We start from the raw sequence: 23627 nt of genomic DNA on the forward strand, positions 1-23627 counted from the left end.
TTGAGGGCCGCTGCCATTATGGACGGCACGACTTCGCGCTGCCAATGCACGAGCCGTCGCAACCCTCGCAGTAATGGCGGTCGCGCACCGCGCGATCCACGCGCCAGACGTTCGCCGCAACCGGCGCCGCCGTCCCCGCCGAGCGCCCGTTTTCCCGCGCATGAAAGGTCGGCTCGCCCGCCTTGCCGCGGCGAATCGCTTCATCGATGTCCGGCTCGCCGAACACCGCTTTCAGTTCGGCCACGAACGCCGCGATCTCCGGCATCGGATGCCCGGCTGGCTTGCGCACTCGCATGTCCATGAACCCGCCCCCAAAAAAGTGCCTGTTCGCTATCTCATAAAACCATGTAGGATACTGTATATCCATACAGGTATTTTCGCAAATGACAGCCGCCCTGCCAGCACCGGAAGCCATTCACCCGTCCTTGTGGCGGGCGTCCCAGCTTGGCGCTGGCCGCGGCCGCAGCGTCGATACCGGCTATCCGGCCCTGTCGGCGGAGTTGCCCGGCGGCGGCTGGCCGCTCGGCGCGCTGGTCGATCTGCTCGTGCAGCAGGCCGGCGTCGGCGAACTGCGGCTGTTGCAGCCGGCGCTCAGCGCCGTCGGCGAGCGTCCGCTCGTCTTCGTGCAACCGCCGCATACGCCGGACGGCCTCGGGCTCAACTACATCGGCCTGTCGCTGCAGCAGGTGCTGCGGATCAATGCGCCGAAAACCGCCGACGCGCTGTGGTCCGCCGAGCAGATCCTGCGCGCCGGCAGTTGCGGCGCGCTGATTTTCTGGGCGCAGTACGCGCAGGCGTCCTCGCTGCGCCGTCTGCATCTCGCCGCGCAGTCGTCGGAGACGCTTTTCATCATGGTGCGGCCGCTCGCCACCGCGCAGGAGGCATCCCCCGCGCTGCTGCGGCTCGCGCTCAGGCCATCGGCCGAAGGTCTCACCATCGACATCGTGAAACGACGAGGGCCCGCTCGCGCAGAGCCCCTGTCGATTCCCCTTCAACCCACTCCCGTTCTGCTTTCCCGACATGCGCGTCTTTCTCGCCGTTCATCTGCCAAAGTTGCCGCTCGAGGTCTTCAGACCGAAGTGGTCGCCTGAGCCCGCGCATGGCTGCGCGGTGCTGGAGAAAGACAAGGTGGTCATGGCCGACCCCGCCGCGCGCTCGGCGGGCGTGCGTCCGGGCATGAAGCGCGGCGGCGTGCTGACGCTGTCGCCGCAGACCGAGATGTATGAGCGCGATAGCGGCCGTGAAACGGCAGCCCATCGCGAGGTGGGTATCGCGCTGATGCGCTTCTCGCCCGAAGTCGCGCTGCTCGATGAGGCGACGGTCGTCGTCGAGATCGGCGCGAGTTTGCGGCTCTTCGGCGGCCTGCTCGCGCTGTGCCGCGATACGAAAGCCATCCTCGACGCGCTCGGCTTCACCGCGCGCATCAGTGCCGCGCCGACCGGCCAGGGCGCGTGGCTGCTCGCGAAGTTCGGCAACCGCCGTGTGCTGAAGCTCGCGTCGCTCGACCAGCGCCTGTCCGCCCTGCCGATGCTCGCCGTGCCCGAAGTCCGCCCGTTCGCCGACTGGTTCACGGGCCTCGGTTGCGAGCGCATCGCCGATCTGCGCCGCCTGCCCCGCGCCGGCTTGCAGCGCCGCTGCGGCGAACATCTGCTCGACTCGCTCGACCGCGCGTTCGGGACCGCGCCCGAACTGTTCGACTGGCTCGAACTGCCGCCCACGTTCTCGGCGCGCATCGAGATGCCGGACCGGCTCGAACACGCGGATGGCGCGGTGTTCGGCGCGCAGCGCCTGATCGTGCAACTGTGCGGATGGCTGTGCGCAAAACAGCTCGCGCTCACCGGCATTCGCCTGTCGCTCGAACACGAGCGCGGACGCGCCGCGATCGAGCCGACCACGATCGAGGTCGCACTTGGCGAGCCGAGCTGGCGCGAAGAACATCTGATGCGGCTGCTCAAGGAGCGGCTGCATCGTATCGAGCTCGCCGCGCCCGTGATCGCGTTGCGGCTCGACGCGTCGAACGTCGAGTCGGCCGCGCCCGCGTCCGACACGCTGTTTCCCGAACCTGGCGGCTCGCAGGAGGATCACGCGCGGCTGCTCGAACTGCTGGTCGCGCGGCTCGGCGAAGAGAACGTGCTGAAACCCGCGCCGAGCGCCGATCATCGTCCGGAGATCGCGAACCGCTGGCTGCCGGTGTCGCAGCCGGTCAAGCCCGGCCCGCTGCCGCAGAATCTGCCCCGCCCGACGTGGATGCTCGACACGCCCGTGCGTCTGCTGATGCGCCAGCACCGCCCGTTCTATGGCTCGCCGTTGCGCATGGTGTCGCCGGGCGAGCGCATCGAGAGCGGCTGGTTCGACGGCGAGCTCGTCACGCGCGACTACTTCGTCGCGCAGGCGGACAACCAGAGCTGCTACTGGATCTACCGCGAGCGCGTGAGCAGCCGCGACGCGGAAGAAGAGCAACGCTGGTTCCTGCATGGCCTGTTCGGCTGATATGCGCGGATGAGCGGCCATGGACACCACCTTCACGATGCTGCCGGCGTATGCCGAGCTGTTCTGCTTTTCCAACTTCACGTTTCTGCGGGGCGCGTCGCACGCTGAGGAACTGGCCGGGCGTGCCGCGCAACTCGGCTACTCCGCGCTCGCGATCACCGACGAATGCTCGCTCGCAGGAGTCGTGCGCGCGCATGTCGCGGCGAAAGAAGCGAAGCTGCCGTTCATCGTCGGTTCGTATTTCCGGCTCGTCAACGCCGATGGTTCGCCGGCGTTCGGGCTGATCCTGCTCGCCCGCAACCGCAACGGCTACGGCAACCTGTCCGAGCTGATCACGCTGGCGCGCATGCGCGCGCCCAAGGGCGAATACCGGCTCACGCCGCAGGATCTGTCGCGGCCGGAGAAGGAGTATCGCCACCTGCTCGGCATGCCCGACTGCCTCGCGATTCTCGTGCCGGATTTCCCGGCCAGCGAAGACGCGCTCGATGCGCAGGTCGAATGGCTCGACGAAACGTTCACCGGCCGCGCATGGGTCGGCCTCGTGCTCCATCAACGCGCGATGGACGACCTCCATCGCGGCGCGGTCGAGTTCGTCGCGCGCAGCCGCGACGTGCCCGTCGTCGCGCTCGGCGAAGTCGTGATGCACGTGCGCTCGCGCAAGCCGCTGCAAGACACGATGACCGCGATCCGGGTCGGCAAACCGGTCCATCAGTGCGGTTATGATCTGGCGCCGAACGCGGAGCAGCATCTGCGCTCGAGGTTGCGGCTCGCCAACCTGTACCCGCAAGACGCGCTGGCCGCGACGGTCGACATCATGAGCCGCTGCACGTTTTCGCTCGACGAGCTGCGCTACGAGTATCCCGACGAGCTGGTGCCGGCCGGCCATACGCCGGCCTCGTATCTTCGTCAGGAAACCTATGTCGGCGCGCAGCGGCGTTTTCCCGCGGGGATTGCGCATCACGTGCAGCAGCAGATCGAGCACGAACTCGAACTGATCGCGGACCTGCAGTACGAGCCGTATTTCCTGACCGTCTACGACATCGTCCGCTTCGCGCGCAGCCAGCACATTCTGTGTCAGGGGCGCGGGTCGGCCGCGAACTCGGCGGTCTGCTATTGCCTCGGCGTGACCGAGGTGGACCCCGCGCGCGGCAACATGCTGTTCGAGCGCTTCATCAGCAAGGAGCGCGGCGAGCCGCCCGATATCGACGTCGACTTCGAGCACCAGCGGCGCGAAGAAGTGATCCAGTACATCTATCGCAAGTACGGCCGCGACCGGGCGGCGATCGCGGCGGCGGTGTCGACCTATCGTCCGCGTGGTGCGCTGCGGGAAACGGGCAAGGCACTCGGCGTCGATCCGCAGATCGTCGATGCGGTCGCGAAGTCGCATCACTGGTTCGATACCAGTCGGGATCTGCTCGCGCGTTTCGCGGAATCCGGCCTCGATCCGAACCAGCCCCTGATTCAGGCCTGGGCGAAGCTCGCCTCGCAACTGCTGAATTTTCCGCGCCACCTGTCGCAGCATTCGGGCGGCTTCGTGATCAGCCGCGGCAAGCTTACGCGGCTCGTGCCGGTGGAAAACGCGGCGATGGCCGACCGCTCGGTGATCGAGTGGGACAAGGACGACCTCGAATCCTTGGGCTTGCTGAAGGTCGACGTGCTCGCGCTCGGCATGCTGTCGGCGATCCGGCGCACGCTCGACCTCGTTTCGGAACAGCGCGGAGAACGCTTCGAAATGCAGGACATCCCCGCCGAGGATGAGGCGACCTACGCGATGATTTCGGCCGCCGATACGGTCGGCGTGTTCCAGATCGAATCGCGCGCGCAGATGAGCATGCTGCCGCGCATGCAGCCGCGCAAGTTCTACGACCTCGTCATCGAAGTCGCGATCGTGCGGCCCGGTCCGATTCAGGGCGGCGCCGTGCATCCCTATCTGCAGCGCCGTCAGGGCTTCGAGCCCGAGACCTATCCGAGCGACGCGTTGAAGACCGCGCTGGGCCGCACACTCGGCGTGCCGATCTTCCAGGAGCAGGTGATGCAGGTGGCGATTCTCGCGGCCGGCTTCACCGCCGGCGAAGCCGACCAGTTGCGACGCGCGATGGCCGCGTGGAAACGTAAGGGCGGACTCGAAAAATACTATGACCGCATCGTGCTCGGCATGCAGGAGCGCGGCTACGACCAGGCCTTCGCCGAGGCGATCTTCGAGCAGATCAAGGGTTTCGGCGAATATGGCTTCCCCGAAAGTCACGCGGCCAGTTTCGCGCTGCTGGTCTATGCGAGCAGTTGGCTCAAGCGTCACGAACCCGAAGCCTTTCTCGCCGCGATGCTGAACAGCCAGCCGATGGGCTTCTATTCGCCGTCGCAACTGGTTCAGGATGCGCAGCGGCACGGCGTCAAGGTGTTGCCGGTCGATGTGACGATCAGCGGTTGGGACTCCTCGCTCGAACACCGTGCGGAGGCGACGCGCCCTGCCGTGCGTCTCGGTCTTTCGCTGCTGCGCGGCATGAAGGACGGCGCCGCCGAACGGATCGAGAACGCGCGCGCGGTTCGCCCGTTCGCGAGCGTCAACGATCTCGCGCGCCGCGCGCAGCTCGACCGCAAAGACCTGCATGCGCTCGCGGATGCGAATGCGTTGGCAGCGCTCGCGGGAAACCGCCGCGAAGCGCTGTGGCAGTCGGTCGTCGCGGTGCCGGACAAGGATATGCTCGCGGCCGCGGCGACTCAGGACGAAACGCCCGAACTGGGCGCACCGAGCGAAGCGAACGACATCGTCGCCGACTACCGTTCGCTCGGCCTGACGCTCAACCGCCATCCGCTGGAACTGCTCCGGCCGCAGTTGCTCGCGAACCGGCTGATGCCGGCCTCGACGCTGCGGACCTATCGCGACGGCCGCCTCGCGCGCGGCTGCGGACTGGTGACGGTGCGTCAGCGTCCCGGCACGGCCAAGGGCGTCGTGTTCGTCACGCTCGAAGACGAGACCGGCAACGTCAATGTGATCATCTGGCCGAGTCTGCTCGAAAAACAGCGCAAAGAAGCGTTGGGCGCCGCGCTGCTCGCCGTATACGGCACGTGGCAATGTCAGGGAGAAGTACGGCACCTCGTCGCGCAGCGGCTCGTCGACATGTCTCATCTGCTGGGCGAGTTGCAGACGACGAGCAGAGACTTCTGCTGACGCGAGCGCGCAAATGCGTATCATCGGAACAGCAAACGGAGGCATCCATGTGCTATTCGGCTCAGATTCTGGCGGACTACCGGCGCTACGTCCGCATGTTCGGCGCGCACATGAGCATCGAGGAATTCGCGCGTCTTTTCTTCGAACGCGCAGAGGACGGTCAGGCCAGGATTCCCAAAGCGATGGAAGACGCCTTCTCGGAACCGCAGTCCGACGCGCAACGGGAAGTCTGGGCGCTGATCGAGCGCTTCAGATCGCAGCAGACCGTGAAGCTCGAACAGGAACTGTTCAAACAGCGCACCCGCTTCGCCGATGCCGAGCGCTCTTTGCAGACCAAAGCCACCAAGGCGGCGACCGAGAGCAAACGGATCGCCAAAGACAAGATCGACCGCACGCTCGAGCGACTCGACGACCTCGGCCGAACCGCTCCCAAAGCAGGCGACTCGCGCATCTTTCCAGGCTACTACGCGCCGGTGATGGTGATGGAGAACGGCCAGCGCGTCGTCAAACCGATGCGCTATCAGTGCCGCCTGGCCGGCAAGCCCGCATCGTACGACACCCGCTATCCCGGCACGTACAACGCTCGTCGGGACAGTCTCGAAAGTTTCTGGAAAGCGCTATTCGGCTATTCGCATGGACTCGTGCTGGCCAGTTCTTTCTATGAGAACGTCTCGCGCGCGCGAATGGAAGGCCGCGAACCGGCGCCCGGCGAGAAAGATGAAAATGTCCGGCTCGAGTTCCGGCCCAATCCGCCTCACGACATGCTGATCGCATGCTTATGGTCCCGCTGGAGTGGCAAAGGCGAGCCCGATCTATTGTCCTTCGCGGCCATCACCGATGATCCGCCACCCGAGGTGGCCGCTGCCGGCCATGATCGCTGCATCATTCCGATCAAGCCTGAGCATATCGACGCGTGGTTGAATCCCGATCCGCGCGATCTGGCAGCGTCGTACGCGATTCTCGATGATCGGGACCGGCCGTTCTACGAACATCGGATCGCGGCCTGAATACCTGAATACAAGACGCGGTTTCGCGGGCCGCGCGAGACGGTGTCGGATCATCCTTGCAATCTTCGCGCAGTAACATATTCTGCGTTATGGATGTTCATCGGCTGGCGAAGAATACCCGGTTGCAGAGGTCCGCCGACAGGCGCGATTCGGACCCCATCAATCATCGAAGCGCCTGCGCAGCGGGCCCGACACGATCCACACCCTCGGGTTGCGGCTGCAAGCACAGGAGACGTCGGTATGGGCAAACATCCCGCGGCGGACGCTTCGCAGCAGACCGCGCTCGGCAGCGACGAACTTCAGCTGATCGATGCGTGGTGGCGCGCATGCAATTATCTTTCGGTCGGCATGATCTATCTGCTGGACAACCCGCTGCTACGGGAGCCGCTGAAAGTCGAACACGTCAAGTATCGCCTGCTCGGACACTGGGGCGCGAGCCCGGCGTTATCGTTCGTCTGGGCGCATCTGAACCGCGTGATCAAACGCGACGATCTCGACGTCGTCTTCATGGCCGGTCCCGGACACGGCGCACCGGGCGTGCTCGGCCCCACCTATCTGGAAGGCACCTACTCGGAGATCTATCCGGACAAGAGCGCGGATGCCGAGGGCATGCAGAAGTTCTTCAAGCAGTTCTCGTTTCCCGGCCATATCGGTTCGCATGTGACGCCGGAGACGCCCGGGTCCATCCATGAGGGCGGCGAGCTCGGCTACAGCCTGTCGCATGCGTATGGCGCCGTGCTCGACAACCCGGACCTCATCGTGGCCTGCGTGGTCGGCGATGGAGAAGCGGAGACCGGGCCGCTCGCCACCGCGTGGCATTCGAATAAATTCATCAACCCGGCCCGCGACGGCACCGTGCTGCCGATCCTGAATCTGAACGGCTACAAGATCGCCAATCCGACCATCCTGTCGCGCATCAGCAGCAGAGAACTGGAAGCGCTCTTCGTCGGCTACGGCTACACCCCGCATTTCGTCGAAGGATCGGATCACGCGGAAATGCATCGGAAGATGGCGCACACGCTCGATACCGTGCTCGGCGAAATTCGCGCAATCCATCAGCAGGCGCGCGCGAACGGCAATCTCGAGCGGCCGCTCTGGCCGATGATCGTGCTGCGCACGCCCAAGGGCTGGAGCGGACCGAAGCAGATCAACGGGCACAAGGTCGAAGGCTCGTGGCGCTCGCATCAGGTGCCTTTTTCCGATGTGCGCAACAACTCCGCGAATCTCGAAGTGCTCGAAGAATGGATGCGCAGCTACCGGCCCGCCGAACTTTTCGATGCCGAGGGCCGGCTGATCCCCGAACTCAAGGCGCTGTCGCCCGAAGGCCCGCGCCGCATGAGCGCCAATCCGCACGCGAACGGCGGCGTGCTGCGCCGCGAACTGAAGCTGCCCGACATCCGCGCGTACGCGGTGGATGTTCAGCACGCGGGCAAGGTGCTGCAGGAGAACACGCGGCCACTCGGCGAATTTCTGCGCGACACGATGCGCGCGAACATGAACACCTTCCGCGTGTTCGGCCCGGACGAAACGGCCTCGAACCGTCTGCAGTCGATCTACGAGGTCAGCAAGAAGGTGTGGATGGCCGAGATGCTCCCCGAGGACGAGGACGGCGGCGAACTGGCGCGCGACGGCCGCGTGATGGAGATGCTGTCCGAACATACGCTGATGGGATGGCTCGAAGGCTATCTGCTGACGGGCCGCCACGGCTTCTTCCATACCTACGAAGCGTTTGCGCACGTGGTGGATTCGATGTTCAACCAGCACGCGAAGTGGCTCGACATCAGCCGCAATCACGTGCCATGGCGCGCGTGGGTGTCGGCGGAAAACATTCTGCTGTCGTCGACCGTGTGGCGGCAGGATCACAACGGCTTTTCGCATCAGGACCCCGGCTTCATCGATCTCGTCACCAACAAGAGCCCCTCGGTCACGCGCGTCTATCTGCCGCCCGACGCGAACACGCTGCTGGTGGTCGTCGACCACTGTCTGCGCACCACCGACTGCATCAACGTGATCGTCGCCGACAAGCAGAAACACCTGCAATTCACCACCATCGACGAAGCCGTCGTGCACTGCGCCAAAGGCATCGGCGTGTGGCGGCGCGCGAGCAACGACGAGGACGCCGAACCGGACGTGGTGATGGCCTCGTGCGGCGACGTCGCCACCCAGGAAGCGCTGGCGGCGACGGCGATCCTGCGCGAACGTCTGCCCGAACTGAAGCTGCGTTTCGTCAACGTGGTCGACCTGTTCAGGATGCAGCCGGCGAGCGAGCACCCGCACGGCTCGACCGAACGCGAATTCGACAGCCTGTTTACGACCAACAAGCCGGTGATCTTCAATTTCCACGGTTACCCGTGGCTGATCCACAAGCTCGCCTATCGCTTTCGCAATCACGAGAATCTGCACGTGCGAGGCTACAAGGAGAAAGGCAACATCAACACGCCGCTCGAACTGGCGATTCTCAATCAGGTGGACCGCTTCAATCTGGTGATCGACGTGCTCGACCGCGTGCCGCGCTTGCAGGGCAGATCCACGCATCTCAGGGAAGACATGAGGAACGCGATCGTCAGCAACCTGAACTATGCGCACACGCATGGCACGGATCGCGCCGAGGTCGCCGACTGGGTCTGGCCCTTCTGAACGTCACGCGCAGCATGCACCGAGGAAAGCATCATGGCCGACGCTCCCACCACGACCTCGCAGCAAAGCGCGGATGCAGCGCGCACCGGCCTGAGCGCCGCCGCGCTCCAACGCGGCGTGCTCGACAATCTGCTGTGCCTGCGGGGCCGCTATCCGGCGATCGCTTCCCCGCATGACTGGTACATGGCGCTCGCGTATAGCGTGCGCGACCGGCTGCTGGCCCGCTGGGCAACCTCCGTACAGACCTACGCCGGAAGCGATGTGCGGGTCGCCTGCTACCTGTCCGCCGAGTTCCTGATCGGCCCGCAACTCGGCAACAACCTCGTCAATCTCGGCATCGAGGCCAACGCACGCGAAGCGCTGCGCGCGCTCGGCGTCGACCTCGACATGCTGCTCGAACTCGAGGAAGAGCCGGGGCTCGGCAATGGCGGGCTTGGCCGCCTCGCGGCCTGCTATCTGGATTCGCTCGCAAGTTTGGAAATACCGGCCATCGGCTATGGCATCCGCTACGAGTTCGGCATCTTCGACCAGCAGATTCGCGACGGCTGGCAGGTCGAAACCACCGACAAGTGGCTGCAAAAGGGCCATCCATGGGAGATCGTGCGCCCGGAGGTTGCGTACTACGTGGGGTTTGGCGGCAGCACCCACAACGAAACCGATGCACGCGGGCACCTGTGCGTGCGCTGGACACCCACACGGCAGGTCAAGGGCGTGGCTTGCGACACGCCGATGCCCGGCTATCACGTCAACACGTGCAACACCTTGCGGCTGTGGAAGAGCGAGGCAGTCGAGTCGTTCGACCTGCAGGACTTCAATGCCGGCGACTATTACGAGGCCGTCAACGAAAAGGTCATCTCCGAGACGCTGTCGAAGGTGCTGTATCCGAACGACGAACCCGAGATCGGCAAGCGCCTGCGTCTCGCGCAGCAATACTTCTTCGTGTCGTGCTCGCTGCAGGACATGCTGCGCCTGCTCGAAATCAGGGGCGAACCGGTCGGACACTTCGCGCAGTTGTTCAACGTGCAGTTGAACGACACCCACCCGTCGATCGCCGTCGCCGAGCTGATGCGTCTGCTGGTGGACGACAGGCAGGTGCCGTGGGACGAGGCCTGGGACATCACGCGGCGCGCGCTCGCGTACACCAATCACACCCTGCTGCCCGAAGCGCTTGAAACCTGGGGGCTGCCGCTGATGCGCGACCTGCTGCCGCGCCTGCTCGAAATCATCTACGAGATCAACCGCCGCTTCCTCGACGAGGTCCGGCAGCGCTATCCGGGCGACGACGCGCGCATCGAACGCATGTCGCTGATCGACGAGCGCGGTGACAAGCTCGTGCGCATGGCGCATCTGGCGACGGTCGGCAGCCACGCGATCAACGGCGTCGCCGAACTGCATTCCGGGCTGCTCAAGCAGACCGTGCTGCGGGACTTCGCCGAATTGTGGCCCGAGCGCTTTCACAACGTCACAAACGGCGTCACGCCGCGCCGTTTCATGCTGCTTTGCAATCCGGCGCTCGCGCGGCTGCTCGACGAGACCATCGGCGCTGGCTGGGTCACTGATCTCGCGCGACTGCGCAAGCTCGAAGCCTATGCCGACGACGCCACGTTTCAGCAGCATTGGCGCAGCGTGAAGCAGTCGAATAAGGCCGTGCTCGCCGAGCATATCCGGAGCGTCACGGGCATCGGCGTCGACACTGCCGCGCTGTTCGACGTGCAGGTCAAGCGCATCCACGAATACAAGCGGCAACATCTGAACGCGTTGCTGATCGTCACGCTGTACCGGCGCCTGCTGCGTGATCCGCAGCTCGCGCTGACACCGCGCTGTTTCGTATTCGGCGGCAAGGCGGCGCCCGGCTACGCGACGGCCAAGCTGATCATCCGTTTGATCAACGGCATCGCCGAAGTCGTGAATAACGACCCGGTGGTGAACGGGCGGCTGAAAGTCGTGTTCTATCCGGACTTCAATGTGAAGAACGCGCACTTCATCTACCCTGCCGCCGACCTGTCCGAGCAGATTTCGACGGCCGGCAAGGAAGCATCGGGCACCGGCAACATGAAGTTCATGATGAACGGCGCGTTGACGATCGGCACGCTCGACGGCGCCAACGTCGAAATCCGCGAAGAGGTCGGCGACGAAAACTTCTTCCTGTTTGGCCTGACCGCCGACGAAGTGGAACGTGTGAAGCGCGCGGGTTATCGCCCCGCGGACTATGTGAAGGACGACGCGGAACTGAGCGAAGTGCTGCAACTGATCGCCGACGGTCATTTCTCGCGAGGAGACCGCGAGATGTTCCGCCCGCTGATCGACAATCTGACACACGCGGACCCGTTTCTCGTGCTCGCCGACTACGCCGCCTACGTGGCGCGTCAGGACGACGTGAGTGCCGCCTGGCAGGACACGCGGCGCTGGACCCGGATGTCGATCCTGAACACCGCGCGCTCGGGCAAGTTCTCTTCCGACCGCGCCATCGGCGAATACTGCGACAAGATCTGGAAGATCCGCCCGATGAGGATCACCCTTGATCAATGACGCTGAAACGGGATCGGTGCGTGCTCATGCGGTTCGCTCCGGGTCGCGGTTTCCCGTGGGCGCGTCGGCTGTGCCCGGCGGCATCAATTTCTGCATCTTCTGCCGTCACGCGACGCGCGTCGAGCTGTTGCTGTACGACGCGGCTGACAGCCCCGAGCCGTTCCAGATCATCACGCTCGCCGCCGCTTGCAACCGCACCTTCTACTACTGGCATGTGATGGTCGAAGCGCTGCCGTTCGGCACCTACTACACGTGGCGGGCGGACGGTCCGCGCGATACGCGCTCTAGCGGCCACGCATTCGACCCCGACCGCGAACTCCTCGACCCGTATGCCCGCGCGGTCAGCGACGTGCTGTGGACGCGGCCTCCAGTCGGCCAGCCGAATCCCGACGGGCACAAAACCCACCGCGCGATCGTAACGGAACCCCTGCCCTCGTCCCCTGGGCGTATCCCGCGCGGACTCGACGACGCGATCATCTACGAGCTGCATGTCGGCGGCTTTACACGTGATCCGTCGAGCGGCGTGCAGCATCCCGGTACCTTCGCCGGCCTGAGCGAAAAGATTCCGTACCTGACGCAGCTTGGCGTGACCCACGTCGAGCTGCTGCCGGTGATGGCCTTCGACGAACAGGACGTTCCGCCCGCCACGGCGGCCCTCGGCCTGAGCAACTACTGGGGTTACAGCACGCATAGCTATTACAGCCCGCATCCTCGCTACTGCCGCGATCCCGCGCGCGCGCCCCAGGAGTTTCGCGAGCTGACCGACGCCATGCACGCCGCGGGCATCGCCGTGCTGCTCGACGTCGTGTTCAACCATACGGCCGAAGCGGGCGAGACGGGCCCCGTCATCAACTTCAAGGGCCTCGCCAACGATATCTTCTACCACCTCGACGCGGCCGACCGGCGCCGCTACCGGGACTACACCGGCTGCGGCAACACGATCAATTGCAACCATCCACTGGTGACGACGTTCATCGTGCGCTGCCTCGAATACTGGGTGGAAGAACTCGGCGTCGATGGCTTCCGGTTCGATCTGGCGAGTGTCTTCGCGCGCGACCAGCGCGGCGAGCTGATGGTCGATCCACCGCTGCCCTGGGCGATCGAGTCTTCGCGTGTGCTGTCGCGCGTGCCATTGATCGCGGAGGCGTGGGACGCCGCCGGCATGTATCAGGTCGGCGCCTTTCCCGGCATGGCATGGGCCGAGTGGAACGGCCGCTATCGGGACGTGATTCGCCGTTTCGTGCGCGGCGACCCGGGGCTCATCGGGGCGATCGCGACCTGCATCGCGGGCAGCTCGGACCTCTACGCGGACGACGGCAGGCTGCCCAACAACAGCATCAACTTCGTGACGTGCCACGACGGTTTCACGCTGATCGATCTCGTCAGCTACGAAGCGAAGCACAACGAAGCCAACGGCGACGAGAATCGCGACGGCAGCTCCGACAACCTGTCGTGGAACTGTGGCGCCGAGGGCGGGACCGGCGACGCCGGGATTCTCGGTCTGCGACACCGCCAGGCGCGCAACGTGATGGCCATCCTGTTCCTGAGTCTGGGTGTACCGATGACGCTCGCCGGCGACGAGGTGCTGCGCAGCCAGCGCGGCAACAACAACGCCTATTGTCAGGACAACACGCTCAGCTGGTTCGACTGGACACCCACTGAAGCCGGCTCGGCCATGTCGCGCTTCGTGCGCGAACTGATCGCGCTGCGCAAGCGCCACGCAAGTTTGCGGCGGCGGCATTTCCTGACCGGCCGGCCCCCGCCGGGGCAGACGCGGCCGGATGCGGCATGGCACGGCGAGCGCCTGAACGAGCCGGGCTGGCACGATCCAGGCGCGCGGCTTCTGGCCGTCACGCTGGGCGGCGAAGAGCCTGGCGAGCCGGCACTGCACGCGGTGTTCAACATGGACGATTGCGCCCGCACGGTCCAGTTGCCCGCGCCCAACGGGCGGCGCTGGCGGCGTCTCGTCGATACCGCGCGCGACAGTCCGCATGACATCGTGCAAGCGGCGCAACAGGCCGCTATCGAAAGCGATCAGTCGCGCGTGGAGGCGCGCAGCGTCGTGGTTCTGGAAGAAGCGAGTTGAACCGACGCAAATGACCCGGGTTCTTGTCCTCTAACGTCGATGCTGTGGCGGATATGCCGTGCGCAGTTTCGATTTACTGGCGGAACCATCCACCGGCAACGATCGCGGAGGGCATCATGAGAATCAGCGTAGACGGGCCGTCCGTCGTCTTTGCGATGGTTGCGGTCGTGGCCCATGGCAGCGCATTCGCGAGGTCCGAAGCCTGCCATCCCACCTCCGAAAAGCGGATTTCCGCACTGTTCGATCGCTGGAACGACTCGCTGAAAACCGGCGACCCGCAGAAGGTCGTGGCGAACTACGCGCCGAACTCGATCCTGCTGCCGACCGTCTCGAACAAGCCGCGTTTGACCGCCGACGAAAAGCTCGACTATTTCAAACACTTCCTCGAAAACAAACCGGTCGGCACGATCGACTTCCGCGACATCATGATCGAATGCAACACGGCGATCGACTCGGGGCTCTACACTTTCAAGTTCGCGGACGGCTCGGTCGTCAAGGCGCGCTATACGTTCACCTACGCGTGGAATGGGCACAAGTGGCTGATTACCAGCCATCATTCGTCGAAAATGCCGGAAGGCAATTAGCCGATGTGGTTTAGAAAAAGTCAGGCTGGGACTTGAACCTCATTCACGAATGACCTGAATGCATGCGGCGTCGAGCCGGCCGAACGCCGAAGTGGGCACGACATCGCCGTACCCGATGGTGAGCGCCGTGATCGCGCAGAAGTACACGGTTTCACCCAGCAGCGACGGTGTCCGGTTCGCTGTCTCGACGGGCGCGCCCCAATAGTCCATGCCAAACGTCAGCAGGACGAACAGTAGAAGCAGACCGATCAGAATCGCTCTCAGATACCACAGGGTTATCGCCATTTCCTTCAGGATCTCACCAGCCCGAGGACGGACCGCGCCATCGCCTGTCGCATTTCCCATTGCACGCTCCTGTTGCGATCACCGGATCGGCTTTGCAGCATGCCGCGCCGCCTCACTCCGCACGGCGGTGCTGCTCGAAAAGCAGAAGCATCAAATACGCATAGGCCGTTACGGCCAGAAAGAGCCCCATTCGCACGGCAAACGCGGTGTAGACATCCTTGCCCGCCACGCTGTCCTGCACCGATTGCCCGAGCAGAATGATCATCGTCACGAGACTGTTCAGCCAGAAGCCCGGCGAACAACGCGTGGGTTGCAGGCCGTACAGCTTGCGTCCCACCAGCAGGCCGAACAACAGCATCCACAGAAAGAACATCCACAGATGCACGAACAGCCTCAGCGCAAACCAGAACGCGATGGCGAGCAGACCGCCGAGCAGCGTCGAGCCGATCAGATCGCGTGCCGCGCCGCGGGCCGAGGTCGTGCAGGTTTGTCTGCCGAGGCTGACGGACTTCATGATGATCGGCATGTAGTTCGCCGGGTCGGTCATCGCGAGCAGATAGGCCGGCATGACGACGAGCACGGCACGCAGCGCGACATAGGCCGCCTCGTCTTCCGCCATCGCTGCCGCGGCGGGCTGTTCTCGCGCGCCCATGCTTTCAGGAAAAAATCTGTGCGCCAGCGTCGACGCCAGCACGGCAAGCAGAAGTCCCTTCGCCAGCGCGCCGACGACCGTCAGGGCCAGTTCGAAGTCGGCCGTGCCCGCGGCGGAAATCATCGTCAGTCCCGCGACCAGAAAAGTCGCGACGAGATTGTTGCCGCCACGCAGCCCGTAACGAAACGCGAAGAACAGCATGAGGCCGACGATCATGACGCCGGCCAACGCATAGTGACGAAGCAACGGAACGAGGAGCAGGCCGCTGCCGGTGGTCGACGCCACGACCAGCGAAAGAATCACGCCGGCCTTCAACGATAGCGGGCGATTCTGCGTGGCCAGTAGAAAAACCGTGAATACCGGCGCGACGACGGGTATCGGGAAATCGAGTCCAAAGCTGACGGCAAGAGCGATCGCCGTTCCGATGGCCACACGTATCGCGCGATAACCGAGGCGCCGGATCACGGGCTGCATGGGCTTCTCAATAGACGTAGGAAAGCCAGCTCATCAGCCGGATGAACGCGTGTCCCAGCGGATTGAGCGGATTGCCCTGGGTCGGAAACGCCATCACTTCGGCCTGCCCGCCCACCCGCAGATCGCGCAGACGCGCGCGCTCGCTGTCGTCGAATTCGACGATTACCGGGAAGCGCTGCGCGGGACGCAGCCAGTCGCGGCTATTCTGCACGGTGGGCAGGCTGCCCGCCGGCGTGCTCTGCCCCACGCTCACGCCATAGCCGATACTGCGAACCCGCCCGCCGAACACTTCGCCGGGCAGCACGTCCAAGGCGATCTCGACGCGCGTGCCGGGTTTGAGATGGCCCAGATTGTTCTCCGTCATGTCGGCGCTGACCCACACGTCGCGGATCGCGATCAGCGTCATGACCGGATTGCCCGCCGCGGCGAACTGACCGACTTCCGTGCGCAGATCGGTCACGACGCCGCTCGAGCGGGCTCTGATCCGCGCGTTGGCGAGATCGAGTTCGGCCTTCTCCAGCGCGCCAGCGGCGCTGCGCAACTGCGCATTCTCCGCCTCGCTTCCGCCCTGCTGCTCCCGCGCCCGCTCGACTTCGGCACGGGCCCCGTCGACCTGGCTTAGCGCCTGTTCATGCGTCGCCCGCGCGACCTCGAGGCGTCGCAGGGAGACGGTGCCCTCGTCTTCACGATAGAGCCGCTCGAGACGATCGCTGTCCTGGCGCGCCTTGACCTCGTTCGCGATGGCGGCCCGCAACGCCGCGAGTGCCGACTCGATACCGGCCGTGCTGGCACCGAGCTGCCGGCGCGTGGACTCCAGATCGGCGCGCGCGCGGTCAGCGGCAATGCGGTAGGGCTCGCTATCGACTTCGAACAGCACGTCCCCCGCGTTGACATCCTGGTTGTTATGGACGAACACCCGCGTCACGCGTCCCGACACCTCGGCGGCGACGGGCACGACATAGGCCTGAATCCGCGCCTGCTGCGTATACGGCGTGAAACGGTCGGCGAGCAGATACCAGATCAGGCTCAGCACGATCAGACAGACGACCCATTTGACCGCCCTGCCCGAAGGGTCGGCGGCAGGCGTCGACGACTTCGGCGGGGCGGCGGTTCGAGGCTCGCGGGTATCCTGGGTATCGCTCATCGTGACGCCCCTTCGGCTTGCCCCGGCGTACCGGAAGACGGCGCCGTTTGGTCGAGCAGGTCGCCCCAATCGGTGCGTTGCCGCATCTGCGCGCGCGTCGCCGCGTCGATGAGCGGCTGTTCGGTTTCCCAGCCGCCTCCGAGCGCCTTGTAAAGCGCGATCACACTGCCGAGCGCATTGCTGCGATTGACCACGTACGCGTCCTGCTGCGCGAACAGCGCGCGCTGCGCATCGAGGACCCGCTGGAAGTCCGAATACCCTTCCCGATAGATCGTATTGGCCAGCGTCAGCGAGCGCCGCGCCGCGCCCTGCGCGTCATTCAGAATGGTGTCGCGCTGCAAGGCGGCGAGCAGCGCCGTCGCGGCATCGTCGGCCTCGCGCGCCGCCTCGCGCACCGTGTTCTGATAAGCGAGCGTCAACTCTTGCAGCCGTGCGTCCTGGACGCGCACGTTGTTCGTGATCCTGCCGTAATCGAACACGTTCCACGTCACGCTCGGGCCCGCGGCAAAGAGCAGTGTGCTCGGTGCGCCCGCGAGCGAACTGGCGGTCCACGTCAGCGTGCCGAGCAGCGATACCGACGGGTACAGATCCGCTTTTGCCACGCCGATGAGCGCCGACTGCGAAGCCATCTGATACTCGGCCGCGCGAACGTCAGGGCGGCGCAACAGCAGATCGGCCGGCACGTCCTGCAGCACCGCATGATCCACCAGCGGCACCACGCCTTCCTTGCCCGCCTGCACGTCGAGTTCCGGCAGCGGACCCGGCGCTCGCCCGATCAGCACCGACAGCGCATGACGCGCAAGCACGATCTGGCTTTCGAGATCGGGGATGCTGCTCAGCGTCCCAAGGTACTGCGTCTTCGCCTGCTGGAAGTCGAGTTCATCGGATTCGCCAGCCTTGAAGAGCTTTTGAGCGATGTCGTAGCTGCGTTTTTGCAACTGGGCGTTCTCACGAGCGATGCGTAGCCGCGCCTGCGCGACCCGCAGCGTGAAATACGTATCCGCGACCTGCGCGTGCAACAGAACCAGCGCATCGTCGCGGTTGGCTTGCGCGGCGAAGAACGCGGCGTCGGCCGATTCGATCGCGCGGCTGAAACGCCCCCAGAAATCGAGTTCCCAGCCGATGCTGAAGCCCGCGCCGTACTGCACGAAGGCGCCCGAGCGCGGATTGGAACCATCCGAGCGCTTGCGCGCCGAAGCCAGTACATCGGCACTCGCCTGCTGCACCTGCGGATAGCGTCCCGCGAGCGCGATGCCGAGCTGTGCGCGCGCCTCGAGCACGCGCAGTCCGGCGATCTTCAGGTCGCCGTTGTTCGCGTCGGCTTCGGCGATCAGACGTTCGAGATTCCTATCGCCGAAGATCAGCCACCACTGGCGCACATCGGGCTGTGCACCCGGTTGCGTGACCCGCGTGATCGATTCGCTACTCCAGTGCTCGCTCCACGCTTCATGCTGCGGCTTGAAGTCCGGGCCCACCCGCATGCATCCGCTCAGGCCAACCGCCGCCCCGAAAAGCACTGCGATCCCGTACGGACGCATCAACGGTGACACGGAGCCATCCTCGAGCTTCAGGTCTGCTTCTGTTCGTGGGTCTGCGTGGGTTGCGTGGGTTGCCTGGGTTTAGGCTGGTCTCGGACCCAGCGCCAGAACAGCTGATAACCGACGGCCAGCATCACGGGCCCAACGAATAGCCCGATGACGCCTCCCGTCACCATGCCGCCGAGCGCTCCGATCAGCACGACCGGCATCGGCACCGCGACGCCACGGCCCAGCATCAATGGCTTGAGCACGTTGTCGGCGAGGCCCGCGACGAACACGTAAACCGAGAAGATGATGTTTGCGGTGTTCACGCCGTCCGTGACGATCACGAAGGCGATCACCGGAATGGTGATCAGCGTGGCCGGCAATTGCATGATGCCGAGCAGCAGCACGGCCAGCGCGAGCAACCCCGCGCCGGGTATCCCCTTCACGACGAAGCCGATGCCGATCAGCAGCATCTGGATAAACGCGATGCCCACCACCCCCTGGGCCACCGCGCGAATCGTCGCGGTACACAAGTCGGCGATCTGAGCGCCGTTCTCGGGGCCCGAGATGCGCGAGGCGATCTGCACCGCGCTGTGATAGCCCTTCTCACCGTGGGCCATCAGGATGCCTGCGACGATCAGCGCGACGAAAAAAATCACCAGGCCGGCACCGAGACCCGTCACCGTTGCAAGCACAGCGAGCCCGGCCTCCTTCAACTGCGGGGCGAATTTATGCGCAAGACCGGTCAGGTCCGTCGATGCCTGTTGCCAGAAGTCGTACACACGCTGGCCGACCAGCGGCCAACTCGCCACCGAGTCCGCGGGAGGCGGAATCCGGAAGCTACCGCTCCTGGCAATCGCTATCGATTTCTCGACCGAATCGGCTACCGCGAGACCCAGCGCATACGTTGGCACCAGAATCACGACAAGCGCGACAAGGACGATCAGCGTGGCGATCAGGCCATCCTTGCCGCCGAGCATGGAGCGAAGCAGGACCTGCAGCGGATAGAGCGTGATCGCAAGAATCACCGACCAGGCCATCAGGTTAAGAAACGGCGCGAAGATCCGAAAACAGAATACGGCCAGGACCGTGATGAGTCCGGCGCGGATCAGGACGTCGAGCATCTCTCGGGACGGAGTCCGTTGGGGAATCGGTGTGAGCAGCATAAGTTGTTCTCCCGCCAGGTCGCGTCGCGATTCGGCGGCGACACCGTGATAGGCCTGCAATCGCGAAAACTCAAACCCACTGGAACGTTCTTGACGCCAATACCAAGGCCTGCCCGCAATTCCGGCATTTTAGGAAGAGGATCGCGCCGGCTTTGTCGTCGACAGAACGCGGCGTTTCACTACTATTGAACCCGCGCCTGAAATATTCAATTGGACTTTGGTCTCATAGACCTCGAGCCGTCCGGAGCTCAGCCCGCCGAGCCGCCGCTCACTGCCGGAATCTGGTATCCCACCGATGCGCCGGCCACGCCGCACGCCTTGGGCGACCCAGACCGTCGCGGCCGGCGCGCCGATAGCAGGCCATCACCTGCCGCTGATCGTGCTGTCGCACGGCGGCGGCTGGTATGGCGCCTTTCGAGTCGATGTTGCGATAGGAAAGAGACTCACCCGAATTCGTCGTGTTGCGGCAATTGGTCGGTGATCGAATACCACGGTGCCTTTGAACCCACGAAAATGTGGGCAGTGGGAGACATGGCGGGCGAGTCTGTGAGTGTTCCCAGCGTGACGTGAACGTACTGCCCCTGACGAACCACTGAGAAAATCAGGCTTCCACATATTTTGCAGCGCACATCATGCGCCGCTCGTTCATCGCCGAAAATCAACAGGCTGTCTTCGCCCCGAGTGATGCGCAGCTTGTCGCGCTCGATTCCCGCGAAGGGTTTGAACGCCGAGCCGGTCGCGCGCCGGCAGTTTGAACAGTGGCAGTTCAACGCATAGACGAATTCGTCCTTCACCGAGTAGTGGACGGCACCGCAAAGGCATCGGCCGGCAAGCAATGGTTTCATGGCTGCTTTTAAACAGAAGGTACGTCGCAAATTGGAAAGTCACGCAGCCGTGATTATTCGCGAGCCCACGCGCGATGTCGAACCGCCAGACCGCTAGCGCCTGAAAATTACCTGCGCCGTGCCGACCTCGATCGGAGAGGAGGTGTGCTGGTGGACAATTTTCCATCCGTCGGCCTGCTGCCTCAGCGTCATGGTCAGGCGATTGTCCATGGAGCGCAGTTCCGATCCGTCGGCGTCGACGGCTTTATATGTCGCGAAGGCGTGAACGACGGCGAGGTCCGCGGCGACGATCGTTTGCGCCGCGCTGAAATCGACTATCACACGTTCCGTACCCAGCGAACCGAACCAGCCCTCCACCATCGCGCGCCACGATGCGATGCCGTTGTACGACCATGTCCCCCACATGTCGAAGACCACCGCGTCGCGGTCGTATAGCGCAACGAACGCATCCACGTCTTTTGCCAATACCGCGGCTTTGTAGCCCTCCAGGACTTGCAGGATCGGATTGTCGAGTCGGTTCACAGGGTGCTCCCAGGTCGGATGACGATGGCGGCCAGACTTGGCGCAAAACGGCAGATCCAAGGTTCCTGACCAATTGTCTTACCAGGTAACGACGATCGACGCACCATCGGATCGACATCCCCCCGAAAAAACCTTCAACACGATATTGCGTTGCATTGATCAGATCCCCACCCGCTGCGCGGATCACTGGGCGATCTGCTGACGTTGATACTCGTCGTGCTTCATTTGCATATAGTCGGCGCGGCTGACCTCGTGCAATTGCCGCGGATACTGCTCGGTGGCATCGAACCAGTCAGCGAGGCGTTTGTCGAGGCGGGCGTTGGGCGGGCTGGAAAGCGCGTCAAGATAGGCATCGATGGCGAGGTAGTAGCGCATCGTATTGCGTTCGACCAGGCCGCGCACGCCGCCGATGTATTGCGGCTCGCTCGTCGACGAATCGGGCGTAGCGGAAAAGCCGACCTTGTTGCTGCCGATCGTCGCCAGGTAGGTTTTCATGGCAAACCGTCCCGCCGTGCCATATCCGTACGCGTAGGTCAGGTGAATAAAGGTGCGGTTATCGCCCACCGGTATCGCTTCCAGCACGATACGGTAGTCTTTCGTGCTCAGCGGACCCGTGGCGGCAGTGAGCTCGACGCGAAAATAATCAGGGGTGCTCGCTACCGCACGAAAGTTGAATTGCACGCGGTACGACGACGAAAGCGATTCCTCGGTTTTCTTGCCGATGTTCACGGTGAGGATCGTACCGCTGTCGCTGGTCGACGCGTGGCAGTATTTGGTGTTCAGATGCAGGATCAGCACGTCGCACCAGTTGGCCGGGCCCTGAGTCGGGTCGTTGAGCGCGCCGCTGACCACCGCGAAAGGATAGTTGAGCACCCCGTAAATATCGCCCTTGAGCGCCGACGGCAACTCCTGCGATTCGAGGTACAGCGGTCGCTGAAACTGGTTGTGCGCGAGTTGCTGCGTCAGACTTTGATATTTCGCGTGCAGGCGAGCGGCGCCGTCGTCCGCTTGCGCGACGACGCTCTGGCATAAGAAACAGAACACCGTCGTGATCAAGACAATCCACCACGGTCGCGTCCGCCGATTACCTGCCAGGTATGTTGCAAGCCTGCTCATGGACCTCCTCCTACTTTGGCTCAGGTTGTGGCGCAACGCAGGCGGATCCGATCCTGGCGCCCCTCGTGGTTCCCGCATATCGCCGACGTCACACGGCCATGCGCAAATACAGGCCGCGGAACCTGGACCCTCATCGCTCGCCTACGCTGATTCGCCTGACGTGCACCGACATCATCCGAGCATAGGTCTCACTCATTTTCGCCGCGAGCAGTCTTTTGCTCTCGACAGAGTAGTGATCGTTTACATCAAGCTGTAGATAAGGTATTGCGCCGATCTCCGATGAGAGTGTTGCGCACGCGCCAACTATATGCCGCGCCATCCAATCGATCAAAACCGTAGCAGTGTCGAACGCCAGGCAGGCATGGCTGACGGGCACTCTGTTTTGGCCAATAGCCCTTTCATAATGGTCTTCACTATTTACACGAAGTCCCGGATCAACGAGGTACGTTCGCTGCCGGGAACTCGCCACCGACATTGAACAGCGATGAGTTGTTTATTTCATTGGCTGTCCTTCTTGTTTGTTCGCGTTCTCGCCCACAGCGTGCCTGTTGTCAAATCGATCGTCAGGAGAATCGTCATGCGTAAGATGCTTACCGTCGCTGTCGCAGCGTTTTGTATTGCGTCCTTTTCGCACGAAAGTCGTGCCTCTGGCGATGATGATGTCCCACAAGCCCGATGCACGCTACCTCAAGGTACGGTCGCATTGGTGGAAAAGCAGTTGCGTACGGTCGTGAACCTGCCCGATGCGAACGGCGGGATCTTCAAGCCTAACCGGATGTGGGCGGCCATTGTCGATCGGCAGGGGCATCTGTGTTCAGTGATCGTGACCGGCGACGCCTGGCCCGGTAGCCGGGCCATTGCAATCGCGAAGGCTTATACCGCGAACGGTTTCAGCAACGACGCACTCGCCCTATCGACGGCAAATCTCTATGCGGCCGCCCAGCCGGGCGGCTCCCTTTACGGCCTGAATAATTCGAATCCTTTTGACGCGCGCTTCCTCGAACAGGGCAGCGGCATCGGACACACGCTTGGCGGCGTCATTACCTTCGGCGGCGGCGTCGCGCTTTATGCAGGAGGGAAAGTCATCGGAGGATTGGGCGTGAGCGGCGATAGCGCCTGCGCCGATCATGCGATCGCCTATCGCATGCGCAAGCTCGCGGGGCTCGGCACCGTACCCGCCGGCCAAGGCCCGAACAACACGGATAACATCGTCTATTCAACGAGCGGATCTCCGATGGGCTTTGAGCATCCTCATTGCTTCCCGAGCGACCTGAGCGCCGATAAGATCGAGCAGATACCTTCGCACTGACCGGCTTCGAACGGTTGGCCGGCGACACCCACTGACGACGGCAATCATCGACCCGTGGCATCGGGCTTCCGGACAATGTATCGGAAGCC

18 protein-coding genes and 1 pseudogene are annotated in these 23627 nt (G+C 63.9%); 9 read left to right on the forward strand and 10 right to left on the reverse strand.

All coding sequences use genetic code 11. The annotated features are described in order from the left end of the window. Nucleotides 1-16: 16 nt before the first annotated feature. Nucleotides 17-301: a hypothetical protein gene (locus HDG37_RS02595; protein WP_090804206.1), complete on the reverse strand. Its 285-nt coding sequence runs from the start codon at nt 299-301 to the stop codon at nt 17-19. Between the two features lie 82 nt (nt 302-383). Between HDG37_RS02595 and imuA the strand changes: the two genes are divergently transcribed. The 8 genes from imuA (at nt 384) to HDG37_RS02635 (ending at nt 14502) form a co-directional block, all read left to right on the forward strand. Then, nucleotides 384-1091, forward strand: a complete 708-nt coding sequence (imuA, locus tag HDG37_RS02600; RefSeq protein WP_184029676.1) for a translesion DNA synthesis-associated protein ImuA — start codon at nt 384-386, stop codon at nt 1089-1091. After that, nucleotides 1021-2490, forward strand: coding sequence for a DNA polymerase Y family protein (locus HDG37_RS02605; protein WP_184044035.1), 1470 nt, complete (start codon nt 1021-1023; stop codon nt 2488-2490). The genes imuA and HDG37_RS02605 overlap by 71 nt, the downstream gene beginning before the upstream one ends. 19 nt (nt 2491-2509) lie before the next feature. Beyond that, a complete protein-coding gene (locus HDG37_RS02610; protein WP_184044037.1) occupies nt 2510-5659 on the forward strand; it encodes an error-prone DNA polymerase in 3150 nt (1049 codons plus the stop codon). A gap of 47 nt (nt 5660-5706) precedes the next feature. Continuing rightward, entirely contained in the window at nt 5707-6666 is a 960-nt protein-coding gene (locus HDG37_RS02615; protein WP_184044039.1) for an SOS response-associated peptidase family protein, read from the forward strand. Nucleotides 6667-6906: 240 nt separating this feature from the next. Further along, nucleotides 6907-9303, forward strand: coding sequence for a phosphoketolase (locus HDG37_RS02620; RefSeq protein ID WP_184044041.1), 2397 nt, complete (start codon nt 6907-6909; stop codon nt 9301-9303). Between the two features lie 33 nt (nt 9304-9336). Continuing rightward, on the forward strand, nt 9337-11832 hold the full coding sequence (locus tag HDG37_RS02625; protein ID WP_184044043.1) for a glycogen/starch/alpha-glucan phosphorylase: 2496 nt from the start codon (nt 9337-9339) through the stop codon (nt 11830-11832). A gap of 16 nt (nt 11833-11848) precedes the next feature. Further along, nucleotides 11849-13918, forward strand: a complete 2070-nt coding sequence (glgX, locus tag HDG37_RS02630) for a glycogen debranching protein GlgX (protein ID WP_184044484.1) — start codon at nt 11849-11851, stop codon at nt 13916-13918. 116 nt (nt 13919-14034) lie between these two features. Then, nucleotides 14035-14502, forward strand: coding sequence for an SgcJ/EcaC family oxidoreductase (locus HDG37_RS02635; protein ID WP_184044045.1), 468 nt, complete (start codon nt 14035-14037; stop codon nt 14500-14502). Between the two features lie 39 nt (nt 14503-14541). Here the strand turns inward: HDG37_RS02635 and HDG37_RS02640 are convergent, their stop codons facing one another. The 9 genes and pseudogenes from HDG37_RS02640 to HDG37_RS38975 form a co-directional block, all read right to left on the reverse strand. Then, entirely contained in the window at nt 14542-14847 is a 306-nt protein-coding gene (locus tag HDG37_RS02640) for a potassium channel family protein (RefSeq protein ID WP_184044047.1), read from the reverse strand. A 52-nt stretch (nt 14848-14899) separates the two neighbouring features. Further along, nucleotides 14900-15913 (reverse strand): DUF2955 domain-containing protein, encoded by a 1014-nt coding sequence (locus HDG37_RS02645; protein ID WP_184044049.1) that lies wholly within the window; start codon nt 15911-15913, stop codon nt 14900-14902. 7 nt (nt 15914-15920) lie between these two features. Beyond that, nucleotides 15921-17057 carry an HlyD family secretion protein gene (locus HDG37_RS02650; protein ID WP_184044051.1) on the reverse strand — a complete coding sequence of 379 codons (1137 nt, stop codon included), beginning with the start codon at nt 17055-17057 and terminating at the stop codon, nt 15921-15923. After that, on the reverse strand, nt 17054-18595 hold the full coding sequence (locus tag HDG37_RS02655; RefSeq protein ID WP_184044486.1) for a TolC family protein: 1542 nt from the start codon (nt 18593-18595) through the stop codon (nt 17054-17056). Before HDG37_RS02655 ends, HDG37_RS02650 begins: the two co-directional genes overlap by 4 nt. Before the next feature lie 29 nt (nt 18596-18624). Beyond that, a complete protein-coding gene (locus HDG37_RS02660; RefSeq protein ID WP_184044053.1) occupies nt 18625-19746 on the reverse strand; it encodes an AI-2E family transporter in 1122 nt (373 codons plus the stop codon). Between the two features lie 443 nt (nt 19747-20189). After that, a complete protein-coding gene (locus tag HDG37_RS02665) occupies nt 20190-20591 on the reverse strand; it encodes a GFA family protein (RefSeq protein WP_184044055.1) in 402 nt (133 codons plus the stop codon). Nucleotides 20592-20684: 93 nt separating this feature from the next. After that, nucleotides 20685-21113 carry a nuclear transport factor 2 family protein gene (locus HDG37_RS02670; RefSeq protein ID WP_184044057.1) on the reverse strand — a complete coding sequence of 143 codons (429 nt, stop codon included), beginning with the start codon at nt 21111-21113 and terminating at the stop codon, nt 20685-20687. A gap of 183 nt (nt 21114-21296) precedes the next feature. Then, a complete protein-coding gene (locus HDG37_RS02675) occupies nt 21297-22229 on the reverse strand; it encodes a hypothetical protein (protein ID WP_184044059.1) in 933 nt (310 codons plus the stop codon). 133 nt (nt 22230-22362) lie between these two features. After that, nucleotides 22363-22494 (reverse strand): annotated as a pseudogene (locus HDG37_RS38975) (tautomerase); the annotation flags it as partial. 312 nt (nt 22495-22806) lie between these two features. Between HDG37_RS38975 and HDG37_RS02680 the strand changes: the two are divergent. Further along, a complete protein-coding gene (locus tag HDG37_RS02680; protein WP_184044061.1) occupies nt 22807-23538 on the forward strand; it encodes a heme-binding protein in 732 nt (243 codons plus the stop codon). Nucleotides 23539-23627: the final 89 nt, after the last annotated feature.

This window comes from Paraburkholderia sp. MM5384-R2, assembly GCF_014201025.1.
Lineage (GTDB): Bacteria > Pseudomonadota > Gammaproteobacteria > Burkholderiales > Burkholderiaceae > Paraburkholderia > Paraburkholderia tuberum.